The following is a 12,786-nucleotide window of genomic DNA, read 5'->3' as shown; positions in this document are numbered from 1 at the left end:
GTGCTGGGTGCTGGTTCGCTGTGGTCGGACATCTCTTTCCCCCGTGGTGCGTGCGGTGCGGCGGGGCGGACCGTCAGCCGCGGTCCGCGCGCTCGGCCTTGGCGTCGATCTTCTCCTGGAGCGCGGTCAGCAGGCCCTGGATCAGGCCGATGGTGATCTCGTCGGTGAGGTTGCCCTCCTCGTCGAAGCGCTCGTGCGCCCGGAAGACGATGACCTCGGGCTTCACCACCACATCGGTCTCGGTCCAGACGAAGACCTGACGGAGGGCCAGCTGCGCGCGGACGCTGCCGAAGTTGGTCGGCGCGGCGCCGAGGATGGCGGTCGGCTTGCGGTGCAGCGGCAGACCCTCGGTGCGGGTCCAGTCGGTGCTGATCCAGTCGATCGCGTTCTTGAGCACGCCGGGGATGGAGTAGTTGAACTCGGGGGTGGCGATCAGCAGGCCGTCGGCCTCGGCGACCCGTCGGCGCAGGTCCTGGACGACGGCCGGACGCAGCTCGGGGGTGTCGAGGTCCAGGTCGTACGGCGGGATCTCGCGCAGGCCCTCGTAGATCTCGATCTCCTGGCCGCCCGGGTTGAACTTCTGGGCGGCCTTCAGCAGGCGGGTGTTGTGCGAGTCGGCGCGCAGCGAGCCGGAGATGGCGAAGATCCTGGACGCGGTCATGAGGTGCTCCTCGGTGGTGATGTGACGGATCGTGATCCGACAGATGGTGATGTGACGGGTGGTGCGGTGGTGACTGTCGGGGTCGACACCGAGAAAACTAGACGGATCAGTTCATCCTGTCAACTGAACTGTTCAGTCTTGACACTGAACTGAATGGTGTAGTTCAGTTCTTTCCATGACCACGACCCCCGCACCCACCGCCCCGACCGCGACCACCACCCCGACCGCCGGCCGCTCCGTCGCCCGCGTCGTCTCCCCGTTCCACACCTTCGAGGGCGCCGGCTTCCCCGTCCGCCGCCCCTTCCCCACCGAGGACCTGCCCTTCCTCGACCCCTTCCTGATGGTCGACCAGGTCGGTCCGGTGGACCTCGCCCCCGGCGAGGCCAAGGGAGCTCCCCCGCACCCGCACCGCGGCTTCGAGACGATCCAGTACGTCATCGACGGGGACATCGCGAACGCCGACTCCCGGGGCCACCGGGCCGTGGTCCGCGGCGGTGGCGTCCAGTGGCTGACCGCCGGCTCGGGCATCGTCCACGAGGCCCTGCCCACCCCGGAGTTCCTCGCCGCCGGCGGCCGCCAGCACATGCTGCAGATCTGGGTGAACCTGCCCGCACGGCTCAAGGGCGTGCCGCCGCGCAGCCAGAACGCCGAGGCCGCCGACCTGCCGGTGGTCCGCACCGCCGAGGGCGCCGAACTGACCGTCCTCGCCGGAACCACCCACGGCTCGACCGCGCCCTTCGAGACCCACACCCCGCTCCTGGTGGTGCACGCGCGGCTCGCGGCCGGCGGCTCGGCCACGTTCACCGCGCCGGCCCACCACACCGCCGCGCTCCACACCCTGACCGGCCGGGCCGAGACCGCCGGGGTCGCGCTGCCCGACGGGCACCTCGCCGTGCTCGACCACGACGCCGGGAGCTTCACCGTCCGGGCCGTGGACGGGCCGGCCGAGGTGCTCGTCCTGGCCGGCGAGCCGATCGGCGAACCGGTCGCCCGCAGCGGGCCGTTCGTGATGAACACGGTCGCCGAGCTCCACCGGGCGCAGCAGGACTTCGCGCGCGGTCTGATGGGCCGGATGCCGGTATGAGCGCCCTGCCGGTCCGGCTGGCCCGTCCCGCCGCGCCCACCCGCCCGCGCGCCACCGCGCCCGCCGCTCCCACTCCTCCCGTTCCCGCTCCCGCCGCTCCGCGGTCCACCGCGCCGGCCCGACGGGCGCCGGGGGCGGCCGCCGCGGCGCTGCTGATCGCCGCCGCCGCGAGCGGAATCTCCGGGCCGAGCCTGGCCCTGCCCACCGCCGCCCACGCCCTGCGCGTCCCGACCGCCTCGGCGGCCTGGCTGATGACGGCCTACGGCCTCGGCCTGCTGGCCGGGACCCCGCTGCTGGCCGCGACCGCGGGACGGCGCGGCCCCGCCGCCCTGGTCCGGGCCGGCGCGGTCCTGGTCGCCCTCGGCGCCGCGATCGTGCTGGCCTCGCCCTCCGCCCTGCTGCCACTGGCCGCCGGGCGGGCGGTGGAGGCCGCCGGAGCGGCGGGGCTGACCGTCGCGGCCTTCCGGATCGCCGGCCGCGACCACTCGGGGCGCTCCACCGGACTGGTCGCGATCGGCAACGCGGCCGGCGGCACGCTCGGCCTGTTCGTCGGCGCGGGCGCCTCGCAGCTGCTCGGCTGGCGGGCCGCGCTGGTCATGCCGCTGCTCGCTCTCGCGGTTGTCCCCGCCGTGCTCCTCGCCGTGCTGCGTCCGACCGGGCAGGCCGGGCGGGTCGGGCGGACCCCTCGGCCCGATCGGCCCGGGAACATCCGGCCGGGGGCGCCCGGCGGTCGGTTCCGCGACGCCCTTCCGCTGGGTCTGCTGCGGCGGCCCGACTTCCGCCGCCCGGCACTGCTCATGCTCGCGCTGGCCACCGTCAACTTCGCCCTGGTGTACGGCGCCCCGCGCCGGGTGACCGCCCTCACCGGCTGGGGTCCGCTGCCCACCGGCGCCGCGGTCGCGTCGGTGGCGCTCGGCGGCGCGCTGCTCTCCTGGCAACTGGTGCGGCTCGCCCCGGCCCTGGGGACGGGACGGGTCCGGGTGCTGCTGGCGGCGGGTTCGACCGCGGCCGCCGTCGCGGCGGCCTTCGCACCGTGGCCCCCGGTCGTCCTGCTCGGCTCCGCGCTCAGCTCACTGGTCACGGCCGGCGGGCAGGGAGTGCTCACCGGCTCGGCGGTCGGCGGTCTCGCCCCGGAGCGGCAGGGCGGCGCGATCGGACTGTTCAACCTGGCCTTCCCGGCCGGCGTCGCCGCAGGTCCGGTGCTTGCGGGCTTTGCGGACCAAACGGTTCAGTTCCTATACTGAACGGTCCAATCACCCGGACCGGTCACTACCACCCCAAACGGTCGGTACCATCCCGTCGCAGTAGCCCACCCCCGCCAGGGAAGCCCCCTTTCCCACCCCGACGCAGGACGAAGGACGGACGCATGGGAGCCGAGCGCCAGGACGCCACGGACGAGTACGGGATGCCGATCATCCCGGCCCCGGGCGACGCCGCGGCCCGCAAGCGCCAGGCGATCATCGACGCCGCCCTCGCGGAGTTCCTCGCCGAGGGGTACTCGGCCGCCTCGATGGACGTCATCACCAACCGGTCCGGCGTCTCCAAGGCCACCATCTACAAGCATTTCGGCAGCAAGGAGCGCCTGTTCCTGGCCGTCGTCAGCGGGGTGCTGCCCAAGACCTACGCCGACCTGACGCCGCCCGCCCGCGCCCTCGCCACCGCCCCGGACCTGCGCACGGCCCTGGTCCGCCACTCCACCGAGCTCGCCCGCATCCTGCTGCGCCCCGAGATCATGCTGCTGCGCCGACTGGTGATCGGCGAGATCGACCGCTTCCCGCAGCTCGGCCAGCTCTGGTACCGGGTCACCTACGACATGAACAACGGCCCGCTGGTCGAGGTGCTCACGGACCTCACCGCCAAGGGCGAACTGCACGTGCCGGACCCGATGCTCGCCGTCCAGCAACTGGTGGCCACCACCGTCGGCATCCCGCAGCTGGTGCACACCTTCGCCCCCGCCACCCCGGTCGACGACGCCGAACTCGCCCGCACCATCGGGGCCGGCGTCGACCTCTTCCTCGCCCGCTACGGCCGTCCCCCCGGCTGGCACGGCCCGCTCTGAACCGGACCGCCGCCGGCCCCGGCCCCGGGAGGACCGGGGCGGAGACGGCGGCGGACACGTCACCAGGTACTCAGCGGTCGGCGTCCCCCGTGCGCCCGGTCGGCTCCGTCCGGTCCGTCCGCCCGGTCGACTCCGTCGGCTCCGTCGGCTCCGCAGGCTCGACCCGCTCTGCCCGGCGGCGCTGCCGGAGCACGAACGGAACGGCCGCGGCCATCAGAGCGGCCTCCGGCGCCGAAGGATCGGCCGGGCCCTCCCCGCCGCGCCCGCCGAGGCCGTCCGGCGCACCCGCCGCCGGGGCGCCCGTCGCGAGGCCCTTCTGGTCGAAGGTGTCCGGTACCGACAGGGTGTCCCAGCGCGACAGCGGCCAGGCGATCACGAACGCCCGGCCGATCACGTTCTTCACCGGGACGAACCCGCCGCCGGGCTCGTTGACGTGGAACCGCGAGTCGCGGGAGTCGTTGCGGTGGTCCCCCATCACCCACAGGTGGTCCTTGGGCACCGTCACCGTGCCCACCGGCGCGTCCCCGCACGGCGTCGCGCCCGGGTAGAGGTACGGTTCGTCCAGCGCCGCGCCGTTGACCTTGACCGGGCTGCCCTCCCGGCACTCGACGGTGTCACCGCCGACCGCGATCACCCGCTTGATGAGGTCCTTCTCGTTGTCGGAGGGCAGCAGGCCGACCGTGCCGAGCGCCGTCCGGATCCCCTCGACGAACGCGTTGCCCTTGACCCGGGGCGCCGAGTCCAGCCAACCGCCCGGATCCTTGAAGACCACCACCTCACCGCGCTCGGGCTCGGCACCGAACCACGGGGTCAACTTGTCGACCAGGACCCGGTCGTCCTTCTCCAGCGTGTGCTGCATCGAGCCCGAGGGGATGGAGAACGCCTGGACGAAGAAGGTCTTGATGCCCAGTGAGAGCAGCAGGGCGATCCCGATCAGGATCGGCAGCTCCTGCCAGAACGGGCGCTTCTTCCTCGCCTTCCCGCGCCCGCCCTTGCCGCCCTCGCTCGCACCGCCGTCCGGGCCACTGTCCGGGGCACCGTCCGGGCCGCCGTCCCGGGCGGTGTCGGCCCCTCTCCCGGTGTTCGCCTCCACGCCTCCAGCGGCGTCGCCGTCCCCGGTGGCCGTGGCCACCGCCTCCGGAACCTCCGCCTCGCCCGGCCCCCGGCCCTCACCACTGCCCTGACCCCTGCCCGCCGAACCGGCGGTCTCCTCCACGCTCATCCCTGACCCCCTCCGGACGGCCCGGCGGGCCCCGTGCGGGACCCCCCGTTGTCAGCTAACGATCGACGGTTCCCGCAACCGGGCCGGGCCGCAGTCGTCCGCCCCCGCCCGCCACCGACCCGTCAGAACGTACACCCCGGGCCCCGGCGCTACGACACCCCACCACCCAGCATGATCCGCGCGACCAGCTCCCGCCGGCTGGCCACACCCGCCTTGGCGAACACCGACTTCAGATGGTCCTGCACCGTGTACGGCTTCATCGCCAGCAGCCGTGACACGTCCCTGGTGTCGCACCCCCGCACCAGCAGCAGCGCCACCTCCTGCTCCCGCGCCGTCAGGCCGTACGCCGAGAGGTACAGCGGCATCGCGTCGGCGGGCGTCGCCGGCGCCGCCACCACCGTCACCAGGTCGTCGGCGGCACCCTTCATCGCCGAGCCGTGCAGCACGAACCAGCGGCCCGCCCGGTCCTGCACCCTGATCTTCGACTGCGGCACGGGCAGACCGTGGGCCACCCGGCGCGCCTGTTCGGCGGCCATCGCGACCGCCATGGGTACCCGCAGCGAGGTCCGGCTCGGGTCGGAGAGCCGGCTCAGCAGTTCCTCCGCCGGGCCGGAGATCGCGACCGGCCGGTTCCCCCGGCCGAGCACCACCACCGCCGGCCCCGCGTCCGCCGACCGGCCCGATCCGACGTCCGCCGACGGCACGTGACAGGCCCTCAGCGCATGGCCGAGGTGGCGCGCGGCGAGGTCCGCGAGCTCCCGGTGCCGGGCCAGGTAAGGCCCCCGGTCGGGCGCCCGCAGGAAGACCGCGCACCCCCACATCCCGCCGTGCGCGTCGAACACGGCCCGCAGCTCGTCCCCGAACCCCGCCGGCCGGATCTGCTCCCGGAACCGCACACTCTCCGTGAGCCGCCCCTTGGTCGCCCGGCTCAGCGTCTCCGCCCGCACCCCGCTGCGCCGGATCGCCGAGAACGTCGCCACGTCGTCCGCCCACACCTCCAGGCGCACCGCGTTCTCGAACCCCTCCAGACTGAGGTCGTCGCTCAGCACCGAGTTCACCAGCCCGGTCGCCGGATCCGCCGAGTGCCAGCAGACCGCGTCGTACTCCAGGACCCCCCGCAGCAACTCGTCCGCTCTGCGGAACACCCCCTCGGCCCCGAGCCCCGCCCCGGCGAGCTCCCGCAGCCCCTCGATCGCCTGTTGCGCCGCCACCCCACGTGCCGCACGTGATCCCATGCGCCGGAAACTAACACGCACACCGACCACCCGCCCATGCCCCGCCGGACGGATCCGCCCTCCACCTCCAGACGGTCCCCGCCCTCCCCCACCTCATCCTCCCGACGGTCGCCCGACCCCCGCCGACCGCCCCCGGGAACCGTCGGAGCGCGTTCGCTCCGACCGTCCGCGGCGGCGGGGGCGGTCGGGCGGCGCTACAGCCAGTTGCGGCGCTTGAAGATCAGGTAGAGGCTCGTGCAGACGAGGGCCATCAGGGCGATCGCGAAGGGGTAGCCGAAGGCCCACTTGAGTTCGGGCATGGTGGTGAAGTTCATGCCGTAGATGGTGCCGACCAGGGTCGGGGCGAAGAGGATGGCGGCCCAGGAGGAGATCTTCTTGATCTCGTCGTTCTGGACGTGGCTGGCCTCGGCGAGCTGCTTCATCTCCTCGTTCTGGCGCTGGGAGACGAGGGTGGCGTTGAGGGTGAGGATGTTCTGGAGCATCTGGCGGAAGCCGTCGACCCGTTCGGCCGCGTAGGTGGCGTGGTCGGCGACGTCGCGCAGGTAGCGGCGGAGTTCCTCGTCGGTGCCGTACTTCTCGAAGCCGGCCTCCAGACTCTGCATGATCTCCAGCAGCGGGCGGGTGGCGCGCTGGAACTCGATGACCTCGCGGGAGAGTTCGTAGATGCGCCGGGAGACCTGCGGGTCGCCGCCGAAGACCTCGGTCTCGATCTCGTCGATGTCGTGCTGGAGTCCGGCGATGACCGGGGCGTAGCCGTCCACCACCGCGTCCAGGACGGCGTAGAGCACGGCCTCGGGGCCCAGGGCCAGGAGTTCGGGGTCGGCCTCCAGGCGGCGGCGGACGGTGGAGAGGTCCGGGGCCTGGGAGTGGCGGACGGTGAGGACGAAGTCGGGGCCGACGAAGAGGTGGATCTCGCCGAAGTCGACCTCCTCCACGTCGTCCAGGTAGCGGGCGGCGCGCAGCACCACGAAGAGGGTGTCGCCGTAGCGCTCCAGCTTGGGGCGCTGGTGGGCCACGATGGCGTCCTCGACGGCCAGTTCGTGCAGGTTGAACCGCTCGGCGGCTTCCAGCAGCTGGGCCTCGGCCGGGCGGTAGAGCCCGATCCAGGCCATGGTTCCGGGCTTGCCGGGCAGTTCGCGGTAGACGCCGGCGAGGTCGGTGGCCGAGGCGAGCCGGTGCCCCTCGCGGTAGACGCCGGCGTCGACGACGGAGCGCTCCAGGCTCACGTGCTCGACCGGCTGGTCGGGGCGCGGGTCCATCGAGTGCTCGGGGGCGGGCTGGGCGGGCGTGGTGCCGCCACCCGGGTTGGTGGGACGGGAGAAGGGGAGCTTGCTCGCACGCACTGCGCGCACACGCCAGTCGGACATGACGGGGTACCTCCGCGGTTCGGGGGCCGCCGCACCGGACACAGCAGGTGGGGGGTGCGGGGCGGGCGGGAGGCGCCCGGCCGTCCTCCACCACGCACGGCGACCGGGCCGCGCGGCCGCGCCGGATCAGCGGCGGGCGGTGCGACGGCTGGGGTCGGGAGCCGTACGGGAGGAGGGGCGCCGGGTGCCGGGAGACGAGGTGAACGTCCTGGGGCGGGGCCTACTTCGACCCGGACTACTACTGCACTCCACCGCTCTCACCTCCTCGCCGTCGGGGCGCCCACGCGGGGTCGCCGTTGTCGGGCCGTCGGGAGGGTCCACACCGCCGGGCGGGCGCGCACGGGCGCCGCAGCGTCGGGTGGGCACCCCTTGATCTCGTCAGAGCTTTGGCACGCCACGGCGTAGCACCCGGGATGGTCCCGAGGGGTGCAGCCACTTGGGGTCACCCCTTAGGCCGGGGAGACCTGTCCTGACCCTGGGCGTCTCTCGACGTCGTGGGGTCAGTGGCCTGTGTCCATGGCGACGCCTCACCGAACGAGGTGCCTTCACAACCTCCACGAGTGTAGTACCCGGCGGAGGGGGGCTTCGACCAGGGGTACGGCCACGATTCGGCGCGGAGCGTGCGACGGTCGACGCGCGGGTCTCGCGGAGGGCTCGCGCGGACGGTCCGCGCCCCGGGCGCGCGCCGGTCCGGAACGACGTCAACTCGTCTGCGCCGGAGGCCGGTCGGGTTCGCCGCGGTGGCGACGCGGGCGTCAGGCCGTCGGCGCCAGGTGGGCGGCCACGTACGGCACGGCGACCGCCTCCAGGGCGCCGGGCGAGCCGAACGCCGGGTGGACGTTGACCTCGAAGACCGCCCCGCCGCTCTCCCCCGCGAGGTCGACCGCCGCGAACGGAAGCCCCACCGAACGGGTGGCCGCGACCGCCAGTTCCGCCAGCCCGGCGGGCAGCCGCTCGACCGGCAGCGGGGTGGACACGGCGCCCCGGGCGAGGTTGCACGGCTGGTCGGGGTCGTCCTGCACATGTTCGACGGCGCGGAGCGCCCGGTCGGCGAGCACGGTCACCCGGTACTGGTGGCGCCGGCCGTCCGCGGTGAAGTTGCGGGCGTCGGCGGCGAGCAGCCAGGCGGTACCGGCCTCGGCGTAGCGCTCGGCCGCCTCGGCGAGCTGGGCGCGGGTGGTGACGTGGAACACGTCCTGGCCGCTCATCCCGAGGGCCGGGCGGGCCCAGATGTCGCCGCCGAGCCGTTCGAACACCTCGACGGCCTCGGCCCGGGTGGGCCGGGAGAGGGTCACCGTGGGCATCTGGCGGACGCCGTCCCGGGCGAAGCACTCGACGGTGAGGCGCTTGTCGGTGGCCGCCCGCCAGCCGTCGGCGGCCGTGCCGAGCGAGCGGACCCGGTGTTCGCGCAGGAGCCGCTGGCAGTCGACGAGTTCGTGGCGGCGGTGCGGCGGTATCTCGTACAGGAGCACCGTCCGGACGGTCAACGCGATTCCCTCGGAGGGGACTTCGAGGGCGACCCCGTCGCCGGTGCCCCGTATCCGTCCGCCGCCGGCGGGGCCGTCCTCGCCGCCGGTCATGAAGTGCCGGGCGTCGAGCAGGAACGGCGCCTGCCCGGTCAGCCGTCGCACCGCGGTGGCCAGCGTCTCCCGGCTGCCCTCGGTCGAGCCGTGGTCGGTCATCAGAACGAGCTCGCTGCGCCCCATGACCCCATGGAACATGTCGCGGACATGTCCAGGCAAGGGCTTCCCGGCACCCGGGCGGGGAAGGTGCTCCGGGAGCATTCACGTACGCCCGAACAGCACCACGCGTTCACTCCGGCGCCATGTCACCGCCCCGTCGGCCGACCGCACCGGGAAAACCGTTTGGCACGCCCGGGCGGCCGCTGTTAGATTCCCGATGGCCGTGCGAGAGAACAAGGAGGTGGTACCCGTGAACGCTGTATCGACATGGGTGCTCCCTTCCGGAGTCATGGTCGGGCGATAGGTCGTCCGGGAGCGCCCTTCCAGGAGCACTCCCGAAAGGCACGACCATGCGATTCACCTCCGAGCAGCGCCTCGACGACGGCGTCCTCGAACGCGAATTCACCCTCGACGGAATTCCCGGCATCCTCTGGACGCCCGCGTCCGCGTCCCCCTCCGCGCCGGTCCCGCTGATCCTGATCGGCCACCCCGGCGGGCTGGAGCGGATGTACCCCCGGTTGCTGGACCGGGCCCGGCAGTCCGTCGCGGACGGCTTCGCCGCGGCCACCCTCGAACTCCCCGGCAGCGGCGAGCGGCCCCGTTCCGCCGTCACCGAACAGGCCCGCGCCGACCTGCGCCGGGCCATGACGGCCGGTGAACCGATCGGCGCCGAGATCGTCGACCGGCTCGTCCTCCCCCTGGTCGAACAGGCCGTCCCCGAGTGGCAGGCGGCCCTGGACGCCCTCCTGGCACTGCCCGGGGTCGGCGGCCCGGTCGGGTACTCGGGGGGAGTGATCGCCATCGGTACCCGGCTGGCCCTGGTCGAGCCGCGCATCGCGGCCGCCGTCCTGTTCGCGGGCAGCTTCGTACCGGCCGCCACGTTCGAGGAGGCCCGCCGGGTCACCGTCCCGCTGCACGTCCTGCTGCAGTGGGACGACGAGGGCAACGACCGGCAGGCGTCCCTGGACCTCTTCGACGCCTTCGGCTCCGCGGAGAAGACGCTGCACGCCAACCTCGGCGGGCACACCGGTGTCCCGAAGTTCGCGGGCGACGCCGCGGCGCAGTTCTTCGGCCGGCACCTGAGGTGAGGCCGGACCGTCGGGCCGCCCGCGGGCGCTGAGCGCGGCGCCCGAGGAACCGAGGGCTTGGGGTCTCAGGGCTTACGGGCCTCGACCAGGAACCGGGCGGAGTGGGCCACGAACGGCCCCTCCGCCCGGATCCGGGCGTCCAGTTCACGCAGCCGCTCCCGGTGGGCGTCGACGGTGAACCCGGGCACCATCCAGATCACCTTGCGCAGGAACCACACCACCGCGCCGATGTCCCGGAACTCGATCCGCAGCCGCTCCGCGCGCAGGTCGACCACGTCGAGACCGGCGGCCCGGGCGGCGTCCGCGTCGTCCTCCGGCCGCCGGGCCCGGCGCGCCTCCGGCTGCGGTCCGAGGAAGTACTCGACCAGTTCGAACACCGAGGCCGGCCCCACGTGCTGGGCCAGGTAGCTGCCGCCGGGGCGCAGCACCCGGGCGATCTCGGACCACCACACCGTCACCGGATGACGGCTGGTCACCAGGTCGAAGGACCCGTCGGCGAAGGGCAGCGGCGGCTCGTCCGGGTCGGCGACCAGGGCCGCGCCGAGCGGGTGCAGCAGGGCCGCAGCCTTGGCGACGTTCGGCGGCCACGCCTCGGTGGCGACCATCGTCCGCGGGAAGCTCGCGGCCACTCCCGCCAGTACCTCGCCGCCCCCGGTCTGCACGTCCAGCGCGGCCGACGCCTGTGCCAGCCGCTCGCCCAGCAGCCGCTGGTACCCCCAGGAGGGCCGCTCCTCGCTGGCCCGGCCGTCCAGCCAGGAGAAGTCCCAGCCGTCCACCGACGCCGCGGCCGCCTCCGCCGTCAGGTCCTCGAAGGTTCGCTCCATGCCGTTCATCCTCTCCCACCGGCCACCGGTTCGCCGCCGGGGCGGCTGCGGACCGGTGGGGCGTCGGGGCGGGTCAGTAGCCGGTGGTGCCGTCGAGCAGTTCGCGCAGGATGTCGAGGTGGCCGTTGTGGCGGGCGGTCTCCTCGGTGAGGTGGAGCAGGATCCAGCGCAGGTCCACGTGGAGGCCGTCGCGGATCGGCCGCTTCGCCCGGTCGGCCAGGTCGCTCGCGGCGACCAGTTCGCGGTAGCGGGCGCTCTGCTCGGCGTACTCGTCGAGCAACTGCGGCAGCGGGAAGTCGACGGCGATCCGCATCTCGCGGTCGGGGTCCTCCTCCGTCCAGGGGCCCTGGTCCTCCTCGCCGAGGAAGACCATCTGGAACCAGTAGTACTCGACCCAGCGGAGGTGGTTCACCACCCCGCTCAGGGTCATCAGCGGCGAGCCGGGCAGGAGTGCCTTGCGCGCGTTCTCCGGGGAGACGCCCTCGCACTTGGCGCGGGTGGTGTCGCGGGCGTAGTCGAGGAAGGTGGTCAGCTGCGTGCGCTCGTCCCAGGCGGGAGGCGTGTCGTCGATTCTCGTCATCGGAGGACAGCATTCCGAATCACCTGACCGCTGTCGACATGTTTACGGACCGGTCGCCCCCGGACCGCGTCCGGCCGTGGCGGGGCGGGCCGGGTCCTGGCGGCCCCCGGCGTACCGGCTGGCGGCCGTCCAGGCGGCGGTGACGGCGTCGTGGGCGCGGGCGGTCGCCTCGGCGGTGTCGGAGGGGAGGTGGAGCGGGGCGCCGAGGTGGACGTGCAGGCCGGGGCGGCGGAGCGGAGCGGTGGCGAGACCGGCGAGCTGCTTCGACGTCCCGCCCGAGGTGAGCCGGCGGGAGCCGGCCTGGCCGAGCGGCACGACGGGCGCGCCGGTGGCGTGCGCGAGCCGGGCCAGGCCGCTGCGGAAGGGGCCGGGCGGCAGTTCGCCGGAGTCCCGGCGGCGCGGCAGCCCGCCCTCGCCGTAGATCAGCACGACCCGCCCGGCCGCCAGTGCCCGGGCCGCCGCGTCGAGCGACTCCGCGGCCCGCGCCGTGCCCCGGTGGACGGCGATGTGCCCCTCGTGGCGCAGCAGCGACCCGAGCAGGGGGATCCGCCACAGACCGGCGGTGGCCAGCACGACCGGCCGGGCGCCGAGCCGGTGCAGGGCGGCGAGCACCACGACGGGGTCGGCGAGCGAGGTGTGGTTGGCCGCGACGATGCTGCCCGGCGCGACGGCGGGCACGACGGGGACGGCGTCGTCGGCGGGCTCGGGGCCGGGGACGGCGTCGTCGGCGGCGCCGGGCTCGGGGTCGGCGGTGATGCGGAGGCTGCCGAAGGCGGGCAGCAGGAGGGCGGCGGTGCGGCTCAGCATGGCGTGGGTCGTCCTCGGTGACGGTGGAGCGGGGTGCTGTCCGACAGTCTGCTCGGGTGCGCCGGACGGTGCCTGAGTACCCGTACTCAAGCCGGGAGCAGGGCTTCGGAAGGCCGTCTGCCGACCGTGTACGAACCATGTGACGGCCGTTCGGCGCGCGCTCGGCGCCGAACACGT

Annotated in this window: 12 protein-coding genes and 1 riboswitch; of the genes, 4 read left to right on the top strand and 8 right to left on the bottom strand. The window is 74.0% G+C overall.

The window, feature by feature from the left end; genetic code table 11:
- Positions 1-73: 73 nt before the first annotated feature.
- A complete protein-coding gene (locus ACIQ9P_RS07015; protein WP_402350943.1) occupies positions 74-661 on the bottom strand; it encodes an NADPH-dependent FMN reductase in 588 nt (195 codons plus the stop codon).
- Positions 662-836: 175 nt separating this feature from the next.
- Between ACIQ9P_RS07015 and ACIQ9P_RS07010 the strand changes: the two genes are divergently transcribed.
- The 3 genes from ACIQ9P_RS07010 to ACIQ9P_RS07000 all read left to right on the top strand — a co-directional run bounded on the left by ACIQ9P_RS07010 (position 837) and on the right by ACIQ9P_RS07000 (position 3,804).
- Positions 837-1,745 carry a pirin family protein gene (locus ACIQ9P_RS07010; RefSeq protein ID WP_402350940.1) on the top strand — a complete coding sequence of 303 codons (909 nt, stop codon included), beginning with the start codon at positions 837-839 and terminating at the stop codon, positions 1,743-1,745.
- The gene (locus tag ACIQ9P_RS07005) at positions 1,742-2,989 is read left to right on the top strand and encodes an MFS transporter (RefSeq protein WP_402350937.1); all 1,248 of its coding nucleotides are present in this window, start codon (positions 1,742-1,744) and stop codon (positions 2,987-2,989) included. The genes ACIQ9P_RS07010 and ACIQ9P_RS07005 overlap by 4 nt, the downstream gene beginning before the upstream one ends.
- Before the next feature lie 122 nt (positions 2,990-3,111).
- Positions 3,112-3,804, top strand: a complete 693-nt coding sequence (locus tag ACIQ9P_RS07000) for a TetR/AcrR family transcriptional regulator (RefSeq protein ID WP_402350935.1) — start codon at positions 3,112-3,114, stop codon at positions 3,802-3,804.
- A 70-nt stretch (positions 3,805-3,874) separates the two neighbouring features.
- Here ACIQ9P_RS07000 and lepB read toward each other — a convergent pair whose 3' ends face one another.
- The 4 genes from lepB to ACIQ9P_RS06980 form a co-directional block, all read right to left on the bottom strand.
- Positions 3,875-5,026: a signal peptidase I gene (gene lepB / locus ACIQ9P_RS06995; protein ID WP_402350932.1), complete on the bottom strand. Its 1,152-nt coding sequence runs from the start codon at positions 5,024-5,026 to the stop codon at positions 3,875-3,877.
- 149 nt (positions 5,027-5,175) lie between these two features.
- Complete coding sequence (locus ACIQ9P_RS06990; protein ID WP_402350929.1) at positions 5,176-6,261, bottom strand: helix-turn-helix transcriptional regulator; 1,086 nt, start codon at positions 6,259-6,261, stop codon at positions 5,176-5,178.
- 194 nt (positions 6,262-6,455) lie between these two features.
- Complete coding sequence (locus ACIQ9P_RS06985) at positions 6,456-7,628, bottom strand: magnesium and cobalt transport protein CorA (protein WP_402350926.1); 1,173 nt, start codon at positions 7,626-7,628, stop codon at positions 6,456-6,458.
- Between the two features lie 359 nt (positions 7,629-7,987).
- Positions 7,988-8,174, bottom strand: a riboswitch (M-box (ykoK) riboswitch).
- A gap of 209 nt (positions 8,175-8,383) precedes the next feature.
- Positions 8,384-9,334, bottom strand: coding sequence for a RimK family alpha-L-glutamate ligase (locus ACIQ9P_RS06980; protein ID WP_402350923.1), 951 nt, complete (start codon positions 9,332-9,334; stop codon positions 8,384-8,386).
- A gap of 326 nt (positions 9,335-9,660) precedes the next feature.
- Here ACIQ9P_RS06980 and ACIQ9P_RS06975 point away from each other — a divergent pair, with 326 nt between their 5' ends.
- Positions 9,661-10,398 (top strand): alpha/beta hydrolase, encoded by a 738-nt coding sequence (locus tag ACIQ9P_RS06975; RefSeq protein ID WP_402350920.1) that lies wholly within the window; start codon positions 9,661-9,663, stop codon positions 10,396-10,398.
- Between the two features lie 65 nt (positions 10,399-10,463).
- Here ACIQ9P_RS06975 and ACIQ9P_RS06970 read toward each other — a convergent pair whose 3' ends face one another.
- From ACIQ9P_RS06970 to ACIQ9P_RS06960, 3 genes are all read right to left on the bottom strand, one after another.
- Entirely contained in the window at positions 10,464-11,222 is a 759-nt protein-coding gene (locus tag ACIQ9P_RS06970; protein WP_402350917.1) for a class I SAM-dependent methyltransferase, read from the bottom strand.
- A 73-nt stretch (positions 11,223-11,295) separates the two neighbouring features.
- Complete coding sequence (locus ACIQ9P_RS06965) at positions 11,296-11,802, bottom strand: DinB family protein (RefSeq protein ID WP_402350915.1); 507 nt, start codon at positions 11,800-11,802, stop codon at positions 11,296-11,298.
- 42 nt (positions 11,803-11,844) lie between these two features.
- Positions 11,845-12,609 carry a lysophospholipid acyltransferase family protein gene (locus ACIQ9P_RS06960; protein ID WP_402350912.1) on the bottom strand — a complete coding sequence of 255 codons (765 nt, stop codon included), beginning with the start codon at positions 12,607-12,609 and terminating at the stop codon, positions 11,845-11,847.
- Positions 12,610-12,786 lie beyond the last annotated feature (177 nt).

It is taken from the genome of Kitasatospora sp. NPDC094019 (assembly GCF_044764505.1).
In the GTDB taxonomy this organism is placed as follows: domain Bacteria; phylum Actinomycetota; class Actinomycetes; order Streptomycetales; family Streptomycetaceae; genus Kitasatospora.
The sequence above is the reverse complement of the archived record's forward strand: the minus strand, read 5'-3'. Positions and strand labels throughout refer to the sequence as shown.

Coding starts and splice junctions, on each gene's coding strand:
- ACIQ9P_RS07015 (WP_402350943.1), bottom strand. CDS start 661: ATGACCGCGTCCAGGATCTTCGCCATCTCCGGCTCGCTGCGCGCCGAC.
- ACIQ9P_RS07010 (WP_402350940.1), top strand. CDS start 837: ATGACCACGACCCCCGCACCCACCGCCCCGACCGCGACCACCACCCCG.
- ACIQ9P_RS07005 (WP_402350937.1), top strand. CDS start 1,742: ATGAGCGCCCTGCCGGTCCGGCTGGCCCGTCCCGCCGCGCCCACCCGC.
- ACIQ9P_RS07000 (WP_402350935.1), top strand. CDS start 3,112: ATGGGAGCCGAGCGCCAGGACGCCACGGACGAGTACGGGATGCCGATC.
- lepB (WP_402350932.1), bottom strand. CDS start 5,026: ATGAGCGTGGAGGAGACCGCCGGTTCGGCGGGCAGGGGTCAGGGCAGT.
- ACIQ9P_RS06990 (WP_402350929.1), bottom strand. CDS start 6,261: ATGGGATCACGTGCGGCACGTGGGGTGGCGGCGCAACAGGCGATCGAG.
- ACIQ9P_RS06985 (WP_402350926.1), bottom strand. CDS start 7,628: ATGTCCGACTGGCGTGTGCGCGCAGTGCGTGCGAGCAAGCTCCCCTTC.
- ACIQ9P_RS06980 (WP_402350923.1), bottom strand. CDS start 9,334: ATGGGGCGCAGCGAGCTCGTTCTGATGACCGACCACGGCTCGACCGAG.
- ACIQ9P_RS06975 (WP_402350920.1), top strand. CDS start 9,661: ATGCGATTCACCTCCGAGCAGCGCCTCGACGACGGCGTCCTCGAACGC.
- ACIQ9P_RS06970 (WP_402350917.1), bottom strand. CDS start 11,222: ATGGAGCGAACCTTCGAGGACCTGACGGCGGAGGCGGCCGCGGCGTCG.
- ACIQ9P_RS06965 (WP_402350915.1), bottom strand. CDS start 11,802: ATGACGAGAATCGACGACACGCCTCCCGCCTGGGACGAGCGCACGCAG.
- ACIQ9P_RS06960 (WP_402350912.1), bottom strand. CDS start 12,609: ATGCTGAGCCGCACCGCCGCCCTCCTGCTGCCCGCCTTCGGCAGCCTC.